Below are 15,105 nucleotides of genomic sequence, written 5' to 3'. Positions count from 1 at the left end.
TCTTCGCAAAGCTGCGTTACGTCCAGCGGTGGGTGCAGGTCCAGTTCACGGAGCAGATCCCGGACCGAGCGCCGTAGTTCGAGCTCGCTGCGCCAGGCACTGAGCCCGCGGCGGCGCCTCATTGAGCGGCCTCGCCGAACAGGTCCAGCAGTGCCGTCGCGTTGCCGCTGGGATGGCTGACGAACCCGTTGTGCCCGCCCGGAAGTTCAACGAGGGGCCGGTCGAGTAGTGCCGCGAGTCGTTGAGCGCAGCGGTGCTCCCACTGTCCTCGCGAGCGTTCGCCGCCGGTCGGGACGATTCGGGTTCGGGATGCTGCGGCAATCAGGTCGTCAGGGGTGAGTTCCGCAGCCCGCACGGCGGGGAAGTCGTGGTCGAAGAAGCGGCGCAGGTTGGCGCGTAGGTCCCCGACCGGCTCGGGTGAGCTCGCATCTTGCTCGGGTTCGTCGTTGCGTTCTCCGCCTAGGGCGACGAAATGTTGGATCGCGGCGAGGACATCGCCGCGCGATGCGATGTCGGTGACGGCGTCGAGTCCGGCTTCCTGTTCGGGATCGCGAACCAGGCATGACATCGGCGGCTCGTGGGAGACCAGGAGCGCGACCTGTTCGGGGAAGTCGACGGTGAGGTGGAGTCCGATCACGGCGCCGATGCTCGGGCCGACGATCCGGGCCGGTCGGTCCGCGACTGCGGCGAGCAGGGTGGCGGCGTCGCGGGCGTGCAGCTGCATTCTCACCGACGGTTCAGTGCTGGCGACCGGGCTGCGGGAGAGACCGCGCCGGTCGTAGGTGATCACCTGCTGCCCTGCGGCGACCAAGCGGTCGGCGAGCTGCGTGGTGGCGCCGGCTTCGCTGAGCCCACCCTGAATGAGCAGGACCGGCGGTCCTTGACCGCGGAGCTCGTAGTACAGCTTGCCGCCGTCGATCTCGACGAAGCCATCCGTGTGCAACCGGCACCCCGCTTTACGGTCAAGTCCTGTTCCGCTGCTTACCGTCTCCCGCTCGTCCTGGTGATGCCAATGAGGTGTGCTCACCCTTCCGGGTGTTGTTTCCTGCTCTGGTCGGCTTGGAATTCGATGAAGCGCATGACGCTTTCGAGGGCGTCGGGGGAGAGTTCGCTGGCGCGGGCGGCGATGCGTTGGGCGCCGGCTTCGCCGAGCACTGCCAGCGCCTCGTACTGGCGGTTGAGGTCGTGGGCGCGGTCGCTGTCGGAGAAGTAGTCGAGCTGGACTTCGAAGAAGTCCGCTAGGGCTTGCACGAGTTGCCAGCTCGGTGAGGTCTTCTGCCCGTTGAGCAGGTCGTAGAGGTAGGTCTTGGACACCTTGACCTTGCCGCGGGCGGTGATCTCGGCGGCCACCTCGGTCGCGGTGTACTTCTCGCCGCCTTCCTTCGTGACGCTGTCGAACAGCCTGCGCAGGCGTGCGGCGAAGCTCATGTCGGTCTTGTCGGGCATGTCGACCACCCACTCCCTGGGTCCACTATAGCGGAATCACAACATCAAGAAACCACTACAGTTGACGCTCCCGGTTGGCCGGGTTACGTTGGCATCGTCCGTTCCACTATAGCGGAAATCAGTGGAGAAGATCCACCGGTAGGCGCGATGCTCACCGTTCGGTCACCACACCGGGCATCACGACGTCCGGCCGGGACGCCACTGGGTTCGTGGGACGCGACGACCACCGGAGCGCAGTGATCCACGAACGCCTCCGCCGATGCATGAGTCGGTGGGACTGCTGAGTCCCTGGCCCTGAACGGGCATCACCGTCTCGGTCACCGAGGCCGAACAGCCCGGTGGCGATCTCGAACTTCATCGACCCGCAGCACCTCTCGGCGCGGCGCGATGCCGCGCGCCGTCAGGACGGCTGAACCGAAAGCACCGACCCGAGCCGCACGGTCTTCGGGCGCCGAACCCGCATGTCCTGATCCGTCCAGGTTTTCGCAGTTCACACGTCAAACGAATGTCGGAGAAATCGTGATGCCCTCATTTCAGCAGCAGCCGGACACTCCGTCCGCTCCCGCAGCGCCACCACGCGGCCGAGCCTCGTCGGGAACACGACAGCCGTGCGCCGCAGCGCTCCGGAAGGCAGCCGGTGCGGAAGTTGGCCTGATCGCCCGTGACCAGCGACTGGCTGGTGCCGCCGCCGCGATGCGCGGTGACCTGCCTACGCCGGATGTCGCAGGTGCCGTCGAAGCCGGTCGGCTTGCGGCGGCAGCCGAGTCGGGGGCGAACGAGCCGGATGATGAAGATGTCGCGTTCCGCACGGCTGCCGCGACCGGGCAGGCAGCGGCAGTGGTCCAACGGCAGGGGCTTCCGCCGGGATCGCTCGGTGGCGCGGACTGGTCGGGTTTCGGTTCGGTGGTTCCGGTGCTGGCGGCATCAGCGGGAGCTGGCGCGTCAGTGGTGGCGGCCGTGCTCGCTGATGCATTGCAGCTGGCGGGGCGGCGGGTCTTGTTGGTGGACACCGCGGATCCGGCGCGTTCGGGGTTGGCTGCGGCTGCCCGCGCAGACGGGCCGGTGTTCGACGGCCCGCACCCTGCCGTGCGGATCCGGGCTTCGTGGCGGGCGCATGCGGTGCTGGCGCGGGTCGAGACGTCGTTGCCGATCGTGACGCCGGGGATGGTGCCGCCGCCGCGGTTCTTCGCTGCGGCTGCTCGGTCGGTGCAGGCGACGATCGTCGACATCGGACACGACCCGTGGCGGGTGGCGGCGCATCCGCTGGCTGGTGCGGGGGCGTGGCTTCGAGTGGGGGAGCCGGTGCCGAGACCGTTGTTGGTGTGCCGGGCGAGCAGGCCGTCGTTGTTGCACGCCGAGCAGGTGCTGGCTCGGCTGGATGCCTGGAACCAGACCGGGACGATCGTCCCTCCGGCGCAGCTGGTCGTGCTGGGTACGCGGAAGTGGCCTGCCGGAGTCGCGGGCGCGGCGGGGCGACGCACCTCGGTGTTACTGGAGAACGCGGTGTTCCTGCCGCACGACTCGTCCGTAGCGCTCGGCGGGATCACCGCCGAAGTCACTCCTGCGCGGTTGCGCGACGCGGCGATTCCGCTGCTGCAGCACCTGCGCCTGCTCCCCGGCCCGGCTCACGCGGCTGGGAAATCCTTCTCCCGAAAGGTGATCCACTGATGCTCCACATCGGATTCGATGCCGTGGTCCCCGTCCTGTCGCAGCTTCCGAACCCGGCACCCGCGCCGCCGCCGGGTGCGGACAAGATCACCGAGGTCGCGGGGGTGTTCAAGTGGGGCGCGCAGATTGCCCTGCTCATCGGGTTCTTCGCGGGCCTGGCGGTGTGGGCGGGCGGCCGGTGGGTGGATCACCACCGCGCGGGCAAGGTCGGCGTCGTCATGATGCTCTGCGGCGTCGCAGGCGGCCTGCTGTACGCGGTGGGGTACCCGCTGATCAACCACTTCGCCGGAGGTGGGGCATGAGCGCCCCGCGCAGCGAAGCGCGGGAACGGCGCAGAGCCGGGGTCGGGCTCGTCGCCGTGGTGCTCGGAACGCTGGCCCTGGTGGTCATGCTCGTGGCGCTGATCGTGGCCCGCGCGACCACCTCCGACCCGAACACGACGGAATCCCGCGAGCCGGTCGCCGCGCCATCGGCCGACCTTGGGAGCATCGAGCCCGGTGTCCTGGAGCTGGTGACTCGGCCGATGCCAGTGCTGCCGCCGCAAGCCGTACGACCGCAACCCTTGAGCACCGGTTCGGCCGGACCTCCGATCACCCTTCCGCCGACCCGTCCGGTGCGGGGCGGCTGGATCCCCGGCGGTGTTCCGGGAACCGCGCGCGGCGCCCTCGCCCAGCTCGCCGCGTTGGACGAGGCCGCGCTGCGCGGTGCCGATCCGGATCTCTACGCCCGCGGATTCACCGAGCTCTCCGAACCGGGAGCACCGGGCGCTACCGAGACCGGTCTGCACTCGCTGCTGCGGTCGCTGCGGACCTCGGCGGGCATGCCACCGACCGGCCCGGTTCCCGGGATGCTCGCCGACTTCCAACCCACGCACGGGCAGATCAAAGGCATTGCCGAAGGCGGCCGGCTCGTAGTCGCGTGCGTGCTCGGCCAGTTCTCCGTGGACCACCGCGGTCAGACCGTCACCGCGGGGATCGGCGACTGCCAGGCGCTGCGCTGGAACGGACACCGCTGGCGGATCGCAGCGATGCCGCTGGCCGCGCCGGCGCCGAGCGCGTGGCCGGGCAGCGAGGACGCGGTGTCGGTCGGCTACCGAGAACTGCGGGAGGGCTGATGTGGCCGTTCGACGACATCGGTGACTCCCTCGGGTCGGAGATCGCCGAGCTCGCGGCGTCCGCTTTCGAGTCCGCGATGCGGGCGTTATGGGACGGCAGCCTCGACCTGCTGCGGGAGGCGTTCGCGCTCGCCGACCGCTTCTCCGTATTCGAGGTGAATCCGCACGACGGTCCGGTCGGGGTGCTGTGGCCGATGATGTTGTGGATCTCCGGGGTGCTCGCGCTGGGGTTGTTCTTCTGGCAGCTCACCATGACTTCGCTGCGCGGCGGACGCGGGATCGTGCGGTTGACCACCGGCCCGTTGCAGTACGGCGTGGCGTTGGCGGTCACCGTCGGCATGGTCGGCACGTTCCTCGCCGCCGCCGACGGGCTCACCCAAGGCATCCTGCAAGCAGGTTTGCAGGCGGCGAACTTCCAAGAAGCTCTGGAGCGCACCCAGTTCGCCGGTGGCACGGGCGAAGGCATCAAGGCTGTCGTGCTCGGGCTGTGCGCGGTGATCGGGGTTCTGCCCGCAGCGGTCGGCTACCTGCTGGAGATGTTGTTCCGCGAAGCGGCGATCTACCTGTTGGTCGCGACCATCCCGATCACCGCGGCCGGACTGCTGGCCAACGTCACCAAGCGCTGGTTCTGGACGACGGTCCGGTGGCTGCTGTCGTGCATCGCGATGAAACCGGTGCTCGCGCTCGCGCTGGTGTTGGGCATCGGGCTGGTCGCAGGTGCGGAGGGTTTGTCCGCGCTGCTCGCGGGGATCGGCGTGCTGGTGCTGAGCGTGTTCAGCCCGCTGGTGCTGTTCCGGTTGTTCGCGTTCGTCGACCCGAACACCGATGCAGGCGGCGTGTTCCGGGACGCGTTGTCGTCGTCAACGGGCATCGATTCCTACGGCATGAACAGCCCGGTCACAAAAGCCGCCACCGCCATGGCCGGGTTCGGTGACGGTGGTTCGGGTGGCTCGGCGCAGGAAGACGCGTCTGCCGGGCGGTTTGACGCGGCCTGGTCGGACTTCAGCGACGGCGCGATGAACGCCCACGGTATCGGCAGCACTGGCGGAGCAACCGGTTCGGCGGATCAGCCGCTCGATCCGGACGCGGAACGGTCGGACGCACCGGACGAACCGCGAGCCGACGCCGATTCCGACTCGGCTCAGCCCCCTGCCGCCAACCGCGGGTCGATCACGAGCAACGACGGGATCGGTCCCCAGTTCACCGGAGCCGGTGACGAGGAGGACCCGCCGTCACCAGAGCCTCCCGCCACCGGCTCCGACTGGGAACCGCCCGATGGCGACGGTCCGAACAGCAATGGCGGTGGCAGCACCGCAGGTGGAGACGTGGAACCAGGGGTGATTGCCTGATGAGCGGCAACGTGCGGATCTACCGAGGACTGGCGCGCCGCGAACGCGCCGGCTGGATCATGGGCCTCACCCCGGTGCAGGCGGTGACCTGCCTGGTCTTGTCCGCGCCCGTGCTGTGGGCGGTTTCAGCGGGTCGCTTCCTGGATGCGTTGATGCTCTTCGCCGGGTGCGGAGGCGTCGCGGTTCTGGTGGTGGTGCCGGTTCGGGGGCGTCCGGCGCTGCGCTGGCTGGGGCACCTGCTGCTGCACCAGCTCGGCGTGGCCACCGGCTGGTCGCGGTGGCAGTCGGCCGCGGCAGCGGGCCACCCGGTCGATCCGGACGAGCCGGATCTGCCCGGTGTGTTGCAGCGGGTCGAGCTGCCGGACGGGCCGCCGCTGCGCGACCAGGGCCGGGTGTGCCTCATCCACGACACCGGCGACGGCCGGTGGGGAGCGTCGGCGCGGCTGACGCACTCCGGCGTCGGGCTGCTCTCGGCGGAGCAGTGCGAGCGCCTCGCAGCCCGGCTGGGGAACCTGCTGCTGTCCATCGGGCACCGCGATGTCGTCGACCGGCTGTCGCTGCTGGTGCGCACGGTGCCCGATGACGGGACCGAGCACGAGGTGTGGCGCCGCGAGCACGAGGTCGCCGACGCTCCGGAGCTCGCTCGCCGCGTGGCCGACGAGCTGGACCGCACGATCGGCAACGCCGGGGTCCGGCACGAAGTGTTCGTCACGGTCTCCGGCACTGAGGACGCGCTGCGGAAGCCGGCGGCGGCCGCGGGCGGTGGAGTGCACGGCCGTGCACGGGTGCTCTACCGAGTTCTCGATGGCTTGGAGGACCCGCTCAAGGCGATGGGCGCGACCTCGGTCACCTGGCTCTCGGGCTCGGACCTGGCGGAGGCGGTGCGGACCTCGTTCAACCCGGATTCCAGCGCGGTGCTGCGCGCCGCGCACCTGACCGGCGGTGCTGAGGGCGGGCTGCCCAAGGCCGCCGCTGGCCCGGTCGCGTCGCCGTCGCCGTCGATGCGCCGATACGACCACGACGCCTACTCCACGGTGTCCTACTCGGTGCTGATGCCCGATGCGGGCACGGTGTTCGGCAGCCTTTCCCCGTTGCTGGCCGTGCGCACCGCGGGCGAGCGGCGTTGCGTCGCGATCCATTACGAGGTGCTGGACTCACGGCGGGCGGGACGTGAGGTGCAGAGCATCCGGTTCCGCACTGGGGTGCTGCGTGATTTCAAGGCGCACAAGGGGTTTTCCGCATCGGCGGTCGAGGAGCGTGCGGCCGGTGGCGCCCAGGCTCAGGAGCGGGCCGTGGCCGCTGGGCACAGCTTGGTGCGTTACTCGGTGGCTGCCGCGGTGACGGTTCCCGCGACGTGGCAGGTCGAAGACCATGCCGCGCGGCTGGAGAACGACTCGGCCGGTCGGTTCCGGCTGCTGCGGCTCGATCTGGCTCAGGATTCCGGTTTCGTCGCGGCCTGCGTGCCGCTGGGCATCGGATTGCCCCGCTCCCGAGGAGGTCTGCTCTGATGCGCGAACGAGACCGCAGCGCCGCCCAGCTGCTCACCCAATTCGGAGGAGCTCCAAGCGCTCCGCGTCCACGTCCGACCGTGACTGCGAACCTCCGGCGAGAGGGACGAGTCAACCGCGTCCGCGCACCTCGCAGGGGCCGGGCGCTGCCCGGACGCGGCTGGTCAGCGGCTGAAGCGCCGTTGGCGACTTATCTCGCCGCTACTCACGAGATCGGTGGGTTGTTCCCGTTGCTGGCGGCGAATCAGAACCCTGCGATGGGTGCGCGCATCGGTTACGACACGCTCAGCGGTGGCGCGTTCCATTGCAGCCCGATCGACTGGGTTCTCGCCGGACTGGTCACCAATCCGAACCTGGTGGTGTTCGGCGAACCCGGTCGCGGCAAATCGTCCACAGTGGTCGCATTGCTGCTGCGGATGATGCTGTTCGGCACCCGCACTTTGATCTCCGGTGATGTGAAGGGCGAGTACAGCCCCTTGGTCCGCGCGTTGGGGATCGAGCCGATCGCGCTCGGTCGTGGCTCGCCGGCGCGGCTCAACGCCCTGGACCTCGGGCCGATCACCACCAGGTGGGATTCCTGGTCGGTGGCTCGCCAGCGTGACGAGCTCGACGGAGTCCTCGGGCGGTGGACGAAGCTGCTCACCGCGCTCGCCGAAGCCCAGGGCTACGCCGCCACGGTCAGCGATGAGGCCGTGCTCTCGCACGTGCTCCGGCGCTTGGTCGGAGCGGAGGACGGCTACACCGGGCTTCGGCAGGTCACCGTCCCCGCGGTCCACCACGCCTTGGCGCATCCGGACCGCGCGTTGATCGACCGGGCGCGGTTCGCCGACGAGCGCCAGTTCCTCGACACCTTGCGGCCGATCACCGACGCGCTCGGCAACCTGATCTCCGGGCCGCTGGCGGGATTGTTCGACGAACCGACCAACTTCGCGCTCGACTGGGCGGCGCCGATCCAGTCGATGGACCTCTCGCAGCTGCGGTCCCGTGGCGACCAGGCCGTGGCGGTGGCGCTGACCGTGCTCGGCTCATGGTCGTCGCTCATCACGGATCTGCAAGAGGACGGCGAGATCCGCATCGTCGTGCGCGACGAGGTCTGGCGGCAGATGCGGCTCGGTGTGAAGGCGGTGCAGGCCGTCGACTCGGACCTGCGCCTGTCGCGCACCGAGCGGAAGATCCAGATCCTGGTGGGGCACAAGCCTTCGGACTTCCTGTCGGTCGGCAACACCGGATCGCAGGAAGTAGCCATCGCCCAGGACCTGCTCGCGTTGTGCAGCACGAGAATCCTGTTCGGACAGTCCACCCGGGTCGCCGACGACCTCGCAGAGGACCTCGGGCTCGGCGAACCCGAGCAGGACGTCACGACCGGCTGGTGCATGGAACGGCAAGGCCGCGCGTTGTGGAAGCTGGAGAACCAACCCGGCTTCAAGATCCAGACGGTGCTCAGCGGCGTGGAGAAGGCCGTGTTCGACACCAACGCCCAGTTGCGCGTCAAGGGCGGGTGAGGCCATTGCGCTCCCCACGAGGTGGCCGCCATGACTGAGGGAACACGCGATAGCCACGCCCCTGAGTCCGCACTGGCTCCGAGCCCGGAGATGTACGACTGGTCCTACTACGACTCGTATCCCGATTCCGGCCTGGGAAATAAAACTGATTCCTACGTTTCCCCGGATGAGAACTTCATGGTGGATTACGTATGCGATCTCGATGCGGGGGATCTGCTCGAGGTGAGGCTCTGGAATCGGGAGTCGGGAGATGACTATTGGCAGGTAGGGCCTGACTCGATCGGCGATGCCCTCCAAGATCCGGAGGGATACGCGCGCGATACCGAACTGGTGCATCGTTCGCCGTATGTGCTTGCTGACGGTTACGACCCGGTCATGGATCCAGTGCAGTACGGATGGATCTGGGGGGTCAACCGCCCGGACGATGCCGGCAACTGGAACCAGTATTTCGTAGCACCCAGCTCCTTGGGTGCTGGAGAGGACTACCGGCTGGAATGTCGAACTGTTCGAGGTCAAGCCGACCTGGTTGAAGCCACCCTGTTCACTGTGGACGCGGACGGGGAAGAACACGTGCGGGGCCAGGTGAGACCAGATCAGCTTCCCGAGGTTCTTCGCGACCCGAGCGTGTTGCCACGCGATCACCCCGCAGCTGAGGGCACATCCCATGTCGATGGCCTGATGGCCGGTTTGAAGCAGCGCATCGAAGCCATACATAAGCTGCTCGACGCCGTGCGCCGAGACAACTATTCGCCTGTGTCGGACAGCGAAAACTATGAAAGATACGAGGGGATGGAAATGCGCAACGGCAGCGATTTTCACTCAGGTTTGGGGTACTGATGGAATCCGCACACGTGTTGGCTCCGAAACGGGTAGCGCCAGCGCAGCCGCAGCGACACGAGGGCCTCGGTACACGCGCGGCCGGCCGTGTCCCGAGCGAACTGAATCACGACAGCTCGCGCCGCGGCGATGCGCCCAGCCGTCAGCTCGGCTACGGCCACGAGGACCGGTAGGTGGCCATGTCCGGTGCGAGCAAAGCAGCGCTGGCCACGGCCGCCGCGGCCTTCCTGATCGTGCTGCCCGTGGCGCTGGTCGGAATCGCGGTGCTGGCGGTGTCCAGCAGCCTCGGCGTCGCCTTCAGCGGCTGCAGCGGCGGTCCCGGTGCCGGCGGGCAGCAGGCCAGCGACCGGGAATGGACCGGTGAGCAGATGACCAACGCCCAGACGATCACCGGCATCGTCGAGCAGCGACAGCTGCCCCAACGCGCCGCGGTCCTCGCGCTCTCCACCGCGATCGTCGAATCCGATCTGGTCAACGTCCACCACGGCGACCGCGACAGCCTCGGGCTGTTCCAGCAGCGCCCCAGCCAAGGATGGGGCTCCGCAGAGCAGGTCACCAACCCCGTCTACGCCACCAACACCTTCCTCGACCACCTCGTCGAGCTCGACGACTGGTACGAGATGCCGCCCGGCGTCGCCCAGCAAACCGTGCAGGCATCCGCCTTCCCCGACCGCTACGCCCCGCAGGAAGCCCCCGCCAGTGAGCTGATGAACCGCTTCTGGCGCGGGCCCGACAACCCGCCACCCACCAACGGCGCGGAGCCCGCAGCGGTCTGCGGTGATCCGGGTGGTGCGAGCACTCCGCTCGACCCGCAGAAGCTTCCACCGGGCTACCGGCTTCCCGCGGAGCCGACCCGGCGCGCGGCGGTGCAGTACGCACTCGCCCAGCTCGGGAAGCCCTACGTCTTCGGCGCGAAAGGCCCCGACGCCTTCGACTGCTCCGGGCTGATGCAAGCCGCGTGGGCGCACGCCGGAGTCCCGATCTCGGCGGGCACCACCAGCCAAGTCCACGACGGTCGCGCGGTTGCCGCGCTGGGCCAGATTGCTCCGGGGGATCTCGTGTTCATCCCCGGCTCGCTGGGCTCACCGAGCAACCCGCGCCACGTCGGCATGTACGCCGGGCACGGACTGATCGTCAACGCCTACGACGAGAGCACCGGCGTCGTACTCGAACAGCTCGACGCCTGGGAACCGCAGGTCGTGGCGATCCGTCGCGTCGCCGAACCGAGAGGAGCGAACGCATGAGCCGCACCTTCTCCCCGACGGTCGACCGTGACCTCGTGGTGGTCGGACTCCTCGTGGTCGTGGCCAGCGGAGTGCTCGCACTCGCCGGGGTGCTTGTGCTCGCCGCCGCAGCCGCCACGGCGTTCGCCGGCGGGCCGTGGCGACTGCCCGACTACGGCGCCTGGCTCCCGGCAGCCATGTCCGTCCTCGGACAGCCGACGGATCCGGGCGTCGCGCTCGGCGAGCCGTGGGCGAGCGCGTTGGCGGGCCGGGCTCAGCTGTACTGGACGTTCGCAGTCGGGTCCCTCGCGGTCGGTGCCGCGGCCGTCGTGCCGGTGGGAATGGCGGCGTGGTCCCGGTTCGGTCCCACCGAGCTCGGTCACGCCAGCCGGATGGAGGTCCGCCGCGAGCTGTCCCTGCACGCTGCTCGGCGCACCGCGGAGTGGACCCGACCTGGACTCAGCGCAGAGCAGCGGCGGTCAGCACCGCTGGAGCAGGTCGCCGCACCGCTGCACCGCGGCCCGAACTGGCAATTGCTGGGCACGCCCTTGGAGAACCCGACGGGCGCGTTCGCCCCAACCCAGAGCGGCAAGAGCCGAACCGATGTCGTCCACAAGGCGCTCGCTGCGCCAGGAGTGCTGGTCTGCTCGTCGACGAAGCCGGACCTCGTGGAGTTCGCCGCGCTGGCGCGCTCGCGCCGTCCAGGCGCTGGTCCGGTGTACGTGTTCGACACGACGGGCAAGGTCCACTGGCCGGCTCGGATCCAGCCGTCTCCGATCCCCGGCTGCCGCGACTTCGCGGTCGCGCGACGCCGCGCGGAAACGCTGGTGGACGCCTCCGCGGTCGGCCTGAGCGACGTGGGCGGCAACGACAAAGTGTTCCGGGAGAGGGCCAAGGCCGTGGTGCAGGCCTACTTGATCGCCGCAGCCCACGAGCAGCGCGGAGTCGCCGACCTGGTCGCCTGGTCGATCACGAAACCACCGGACCAGGAGCCGGTCGAGCTGCTGCGCAAGCACGGTTTCCCCGAGCTGGCCGACAACCTGAAAGCCGAGATCGGCATGGTCGCGGAAACCTCGGATGCGGTGTGGCTGTCGGTGCGCAGGGTGATCGAGCCGTGGTTGGATCCGCAACTTCGGGAGCTGTGCTCCCCGGCGGCAGGGAAGGAGTTCGACGCGGCGTCGTTTGTGGCCAACCAGGGCTCGCTGTTCCTCGTCGCCGACAAGCACCAGGCCGCGCAAGTCCGTCCGGTGCTGACCGCGCTCGTGGAGGACATCCTCACCACAGAACAGGAAATGGCGTTGAGCTATCCCCACCGGCGCCTGGATCCACCGGCGACGAACGACCTCGACGAGCTCTACGACGCCACACCGATCCCGAAGCTTCCGGAGATCCTCGCCGACTCCGCCGGTCGAGGCGTGCTGATCCACTGGGCCGCGCAGTCGATGGCGCACCTCGAAGACCTGTACGGCGAGTCCGGCCGACGCCAGCTGCTGGACAACACCACGACGCTGACGTTCTGGGGCGGCATTAAAGACGCTAAAACCTTGGAGCTGGTCTCGACCCTGGCCGCTCATCACGAGCGCAAGCGCTACCAGCAGCAATCCGACGGGCTGTTCGGCTTCGGCCGCACCTCCGTGGGCACCGAGGACGTGCCCACCTATCGGCCCGGTGCGGTCCGAACCCTGCCGCGAGGTCGGGTGCTCATCTTCCACCGGCACCTGCGTCCCATCCTCGCCCGCACCGTCGATGTGCGAAAACGCTCCGACTGGCCGCAGCTTCGAGCCGACCAGCAAGCCGTCCGAGCGGGCACGGCGGCGATCGACGCCGACGGCTACGCCGCGAAGGCGGTGGATGCTCGGTGAACGACGACGAAGAGTTCGTGCCCCGGAACCGTCCGCGGCACGACGACGGTGCCGGAGCCGCGATCGAGGCGCTGACCGAGATCGTCGGCGGCCTCACGGCCAAACTCGCCGCCCTGCGCGGACGCATCGAAACCCTGGAAACCGACGCACCCGACGAACCGGCCGAAGAGGAGAACAAGCACGACCAACCCGCCTCATGGGTCCTGTTCGCACCACCGGCCGCCGCAGAAGACCGTCGGCACCGGGGCGATGAGCACACTCCGCTGTGGACGGTGCGCAACTTCGTCGGCTGGTACAACGCCACGTTCCTCGGAACCCCGGGTTCCTCGGCGAGGGCGATTCCGCCGTGCTGGACCGAACATCCCGGTTTGGCCCAGGAAGTCGCCGTGCTCGCGTACTCGTGGCGCCGAGCCAACATCGGCACGACCGCCAACGTTCGCGACGCCCAGCTCTGGTTGCAGCAGACCAGACCGGGCTTCGCCGCGCGGTTGAGCGACTGGACCCATTCGCACTGCTTCGACAGACGCCACCGCCCGGTCGGCGCCCGCTGCCGACCCACCCGCTTTGCCGCCGACGCGGCAGAACAGGACGCCATCTCATCGGGGGAGGAGACGGAATGAAACCTTGGATGCACCAAACCTGTACCGCGGCGGCCGGCGCCGGAGCCGTGGCCGCCGGAGTCGGCTGGGCGCACGCCGCCCACCGCCTGCACCACCGCACCCGCCAACTCCGCATCGCCCACCGCGATCCGGTCACCGGACTGCTCACCAGATCCGGCTGGGAGAGCACCGCCCCCGAAGCACTGCATCGCAGCACCGTGTGCAGCCTGCTCGACCTCGACGGCTTCAAGCAGATCAACGACACCTTCGGCCATGCCAGCGGTGACCACGTGCTGCGTGCTGTGGCGCGGCGAGTTCGTTGTGTGCTGCCAGCGGATTCCGTGTTCGCTCGACTCGGCGGTGATGAGTTCGTCTTCCTCGCTAATTGGAACCCGGCGGAGATCGGTGCAGCGGCCGACGAACTCCTCGACGTCATCACCGCGCCCCTACCGATCGGCGAACGTGCGGTTCAGGTCGGCTGCTCAGCAGGACTGGTGCTGCTGCGGGACTTGCCGAGCCGACCGGTGCTGCTGCGCGAAGCGGTCACCGCGGCGGACCGCGCCATGTACGAGGCGAAGGTCTTCCGATCCGGCTGGCGCCGCTACGACCCGCTGCTGCACGCCGACCCACCAACCGCCCACTGTTCCGCACCGCTCGAACGCGTCCGGGACCACGGTCCCCAACCACACCTCGGGAGGACTCCGTGAAGATCCACGACGCCCGATCCTGGGAACGCGAAGCAGCCTGCGCTGGAACGGACCCCCGGCTGTGGTTCGGCGAGGACGACGTCCGCGAATCCGGCAGCGACGCCCACCGCCGCCGCGAAAACGCCAAAGCGATCTGCCGAACCTGCCCGGTGCTCACCGACTGCCTCGTCGACGAGCTCCTGCGCCCCCATCCCGAACAACACGGCATCCGCGGCGCCACCACCCCCGGAGAACGAGCCCGAATCCTCGCCCGCTGGAGGGCCGCCGGACTCGTACCCGGACACGCCTCGCCGGCCAACGCCGATGCACTGCGCGCACTCCTCGGTGAAGAACCACGCCAGCGGACGGCGTAGAAAACCCGGCCTGGACGACCGGTGCAGGGCCTTCGGTATGCGGTAACCCGTGCAGACGAAGAACATTTCAAGCGCGCGACCAGTTCGCCACGCCTCGCGGAACGCTTCCACGCGAGCCGACTACACGCCCGCGGTGATCAGCTCACCTCCACGTGCGTGGAGAGCACAGGAGCCGGTCAAACTCCGGCCGGGCGACGGTCGGACCACCTCCACGTGCGTGGAGAGCACGCACGCACGAGGCCGTTCGCCGCCAGCAGGTGCGGACCACCTCCACGTGCGTGGAGAGCACGTTCCACGTCTGCGCGAGCATGAGCGGCGAAGGCGGACCACCTCCACGGGTGTAGAGCACGAGCTTGAGATGTTGAGGACAGTTCGGGATAACGGACCACCTCCACGTGCGTGGAGAGCACTTCCTCTTCAATTCGAACTTGTGAATCGCCTCCGGACCACCTCCACGTGCGTGGAGAGCACGGCGACGGACCGCGGCCCTTCTGGGCCAGGGCCGGACCACCTCCACGTGCGTGGAGAGCACCGGCTGCGGATCGGGAGCTACCACGGGCCGCCCGGACCACCTCCACGTGCGTGGAGAGCACACAACAGCACGTCGGCCGCGAGCGGCAGGCCACGGACCACCTCCACGTGCGTGGAGAGCACGACGGCCGCGTGCTCACCCTCGTCCTCGCGCACGGACCACCTCCACGTGCGTGGAGAGCACTATCGAACGACTTCCTGACGAGGCACTGAGGGCGGACCACCTCCACGTGCGTGGAGAGCACGCGGGTCGCGGTCTCCGGCACGTACAGCCCCTCCGGACCACCTCCACGTGCGTGGAGAGCACATCGAGGACGCGCGGGTCGCGATCCCGTAGACCGGACCACCTCCACGTGCGTGGAGAGCACTTCGCGTTCCTGGACGGCAGACGCAGCGTTCACGGACC

Annotated in this window: 14 protein-coding genes and 1 CRISPR repeat array (1 of these 15 cut by a window edge); of the genes, 12 read left to right on the top strand and 2 right to left on the bottom strand. The window is 68.9% G+C overall.

What is annotated here, in order from left to right; translation table 11 throughout:
• Positions 1-118 precede the first annotated feature (118 nt).
• Both BJ969_RS15880 and BJ969_RS15875 read right to left on the bottom strand, forming a co-directional pair.
• A complete protein-coding gene (locus BJ969_RS15880) occupies positions 119-1,027 on the bottom strand; it encodes an alpha/beta fold hydrolase (protein WP_343071433.1) in 909 nt (302 codons plus the stop codon).
• The gene (locus BJ969_RS15875) at positions 1,024-1,446 is read right to left on the bottom strand and encodes a helix-turn-helix domain-containing protein (RefSeq protein ID WP_184479683.1); all 423 of its coding nucleotides are present in this window, start codon (positions 1,444-1,446) and stop codon (positions 1,024-1,026) included. Before BJ969_RS15875 ends, BJ969_RS15880 begins: the two co-directional genes overlap by 4 nt.
• 693 nt (positions 1,447-2,139) lie before the next feature.
• Between BJ969_RS15875 and BJ969_RS15870 the strand changes: the two genes are divergently transcribed.
• The 12 genes from BJ969_RS15870 (at position 2,140) to BJ969_RS15815 (ending at position 14,168) form a co-directional block, all read left to right on the top strand.
• The gene (locus tag BJ969_RS15870; RefSeq protein ID WP_246456877.1) at positions 2,140-3,114 is read left to right on the top strand and encodes a hypothetical protein; all 975 of its coding nucleotides are present in this window, start codon (positions 2,140-2,142) and stop codon (positions 3,112-3,114) included.
• Positions 3,114-3,416 (top strand): hypothetical protein, encoded by a 303-nt coding sequence (locus BJ969_RS15865; protein ID WP_184479682.1) that lies wholly within the window; start codon positions 3,114-3,116, stop codon positions 3,414-3,416. Before BJ969_RS15870 ends, BJ969_RS15865 begins: the two co-directional genes overlap by 1 nt.
• Positions 3,413-4,228 carry a hypothetical protein gene (locus BJ969_RS15860; protein ID WP_221315838.1) on the top strand — a complete coding sequence of 272 codons (816 nt, stop codon included), beginning with the start codon at positions 3,413-3,415 and terminating at the stop codon, positions 4,226-4,228. Before BJ969_RS15865 ends, BJ969_RS15860 begins: the two co-directional genes overlap by 4 nt.
• Positions 4,228-5,577 carry a TrbL/VirB6 family protein gene (locus BJ969_RS15855; RefSeq protein ID WP_184479681.1) on the top strand — a complete coding sequence of 450 codons (1,350 nt, stop codon included), beginning with the start codon at positions 4,228-4,230 and terminating at the stop codon, positions 5,575-5,577. The genes BJ969_RS15860 and BJ969_RS15855 overlap by 1 nt, the downstream gene beginning before the upstream one ends.
• Positions 5,577-7,085 (top strand): SCO6880 family protein, encoded by a 1,509-nt coding sequence (locus tag BJ969_RS15850; protein WP_184479680.1) that lies wholly within the window; start codon positions 5,577-5,579, stop codon positions 7,083-7,085. Before BJ969_RS15855 ends, BJ969_RS15850 begins: the two co-directional genes overlap by 1 nt.
• Positions 7,086-7,342: 257 nt before the next feature.
• Entirely contained in the window at positions 7,343-8,587 is a 1,245-nt protein-coding gene (locus tag BJ969_RS15845) for a type IV secretory system conjugative DNA transfer family protein (RefSeq protein ID WP_246456875.1), read from the top strand.
• Between the two features lie 30 nt (positions 8,588-8,617).
• Complete coding sequence (locus BJ969_RS15840; protein ID WP_184479678.1) at positions 8,618-9,424, top strand: hypothetical protein; 807 nt, start codon at positions 8,618-8,620, stop codon at positions 9,422-9,424.
• Between the two features lie 179 nt (positions 9,425-9,603).
• Positions 9,604-10,668, top strand: a complete 1,065-nt coding sequence (locus BJ969_RS15835; RefSeq protein WP_184485354.1) for a C40 family peptidase — start codon at positions 9,604-9,606, stop codon at positions 10,666-10,668.
• A complete protein-coding gene (locus BJ969_RS15830) occupies positions 10,665-12,509 on the top strand; it encodes a type IV secretory system conjugative DNA transfer family protein (RefSeq protein WP_184479677.1) in 1,845 nt (614 codons plus the stop codon). The genes BJ969_RS15835 and BJ969_RS15830 overlap by 4 nt, the downstream gene beginning before the upstream one ends.
• Positions 12,506-13,129 carry a hypothetical protein gene (locus tag BJ969_RS15825; RefSeq protein ID WP_184479676.1) on the top strand — a complete coding sequence of 208 codons (624 nt, stop codon included), beginning with the start codon at positions 12,506-12,508 and terminating at the stop codon, positions 13,127-13,129. The genes BJ969_RS15830 and BJ969_RS15825 overlap by 4 nt, the downstream gene beginning before the upstream one ends.
• Positions 13,130-13,137: 8 nt before the next feature.
• A complete protein-coding gene (locus tag BJ969_RS15820; protein WP_184479675.1) occupies positions 13,138-13,815 on the top strand; it encodes a GGDEF domain-containing protein in 678 nt (225 codons plus the stop codon).
• Positions 13,812-14,168: a WhiB family transcriptional regulator gene (locus BJ969_RS15815; RefSeq protein ID WP_184479674.1), complete on the top strand. Its 357-nt coding sequence runs from the start codon at positions 13,812-13,814 to the stop codon at positions 14,166-14,168. Before BJ969_RS15820 ends, BJ969_RS15815 begins: the two co-directional genes overlap by 4 nt.
• 380 nt (positions 14,169-14,548) lie before the next feature.
• Positions 14,549-15,105: a CRISPR direct-repeat array (repeat unit 29 nt; unit sequence CGGACCACCTCCACGTGCGTGGAGAGCAC); it runs 267 nt beyond the window's last position.

Source organism: Saccharopolyspora gloriosae, assembly GCF_014203325.1.
GTDB classification, from domain to species: Bacteria; Actinomycetota; Actinomycetes; order Mycobacteriales; family Pseudonocardiaceae; genus Saccharopolyspora_C; species Saccharopolyspora_C gloriosae.
Note: the sequence above shows the minus strand (reverse complement) of the source record. Positions and strands in the feature narration are given on the sequence as shown.

Bases quoted from the DNA above. Each gene is read 5' to 3' on its own strand.
- BJ969_RS15875 (WP_184479683.1), bottom strand. From the start codon at position 1,446: ATGCCCGACAAGACCGACATGAGCTTCGCCGCACGCCTGCGCAGGCTG.
- BJ969_RS15870 (WP_246456877.1), top strand. From the start codon at position 2,140: ATGCGCGGTGACCTGCCTACGCCGGATGTCGCAGGTGCCGTCGAAGCC.
- BJ969_RS15865 (WP_184479682.1), top strand. From the start codon at position 3,114: ATGCTCCACATCGGATTCGATGCCGTGGTCCCCGTCCTGTCGCAGCTT.
- BJ969_RS15860 (WP_221315838.1), top strand. From the start codon at position 3,413: ATGAGCGCCCCGCGCAGCGAAGCGCGGGAACGGCGCAGAGCCGGGGTC.
- BJ969_RS15855 (WP_184479681.1), top strand. From the start codon at position 4,228: ATGTGGCCGTTCGACGACATCGGTGACTCCCTCGGGTCGGAGATCGCC.
- BJ969_RS15850 (WP_184479680.1), top strand. From the start codon at position 5,577: ATGAGCGGCAACGTGCGGATCTACCGAGGACTGGCGCGCCGCGAACGC.
- BJ969_RS15845 (WP_246456875.1), top strand. From the start codon at position 7,343: ATGGGTGCGCGCATCGGTTACGACACGCTCAGCGGTGGCGCGTTCCAT.
- BJ969_RS15840 (WP_184479678.1), top strand. From the start codon at position 8,618: ATGACTGAGGGAACACGCGATAGCCACGCCCCTGAGTCCGCACTGGCT.
- BJ969_RS15835 (WP_184485354.1), top strand. From the start codon at position 9,604: ATGTCCGGTGCGAGCAAAGCAGCGCTGGCCACGGCCGCCGCGGCCTTC.
- BJ969_RS15830 (WP_184479677.1), top strand. From the start codon at position 10,665: ATGAGCCGCACCTTCTCCCCGACGGTCGACCGTGACCTCGTGGTGGTC.
- BJ969_RS15820 (WP_184479675.1), top strand. From the start codon at position 13,138: ATGCACCAAACCTGTACCGCGGCGGCCGGCGCCGGAGCCGTGGCCGCC.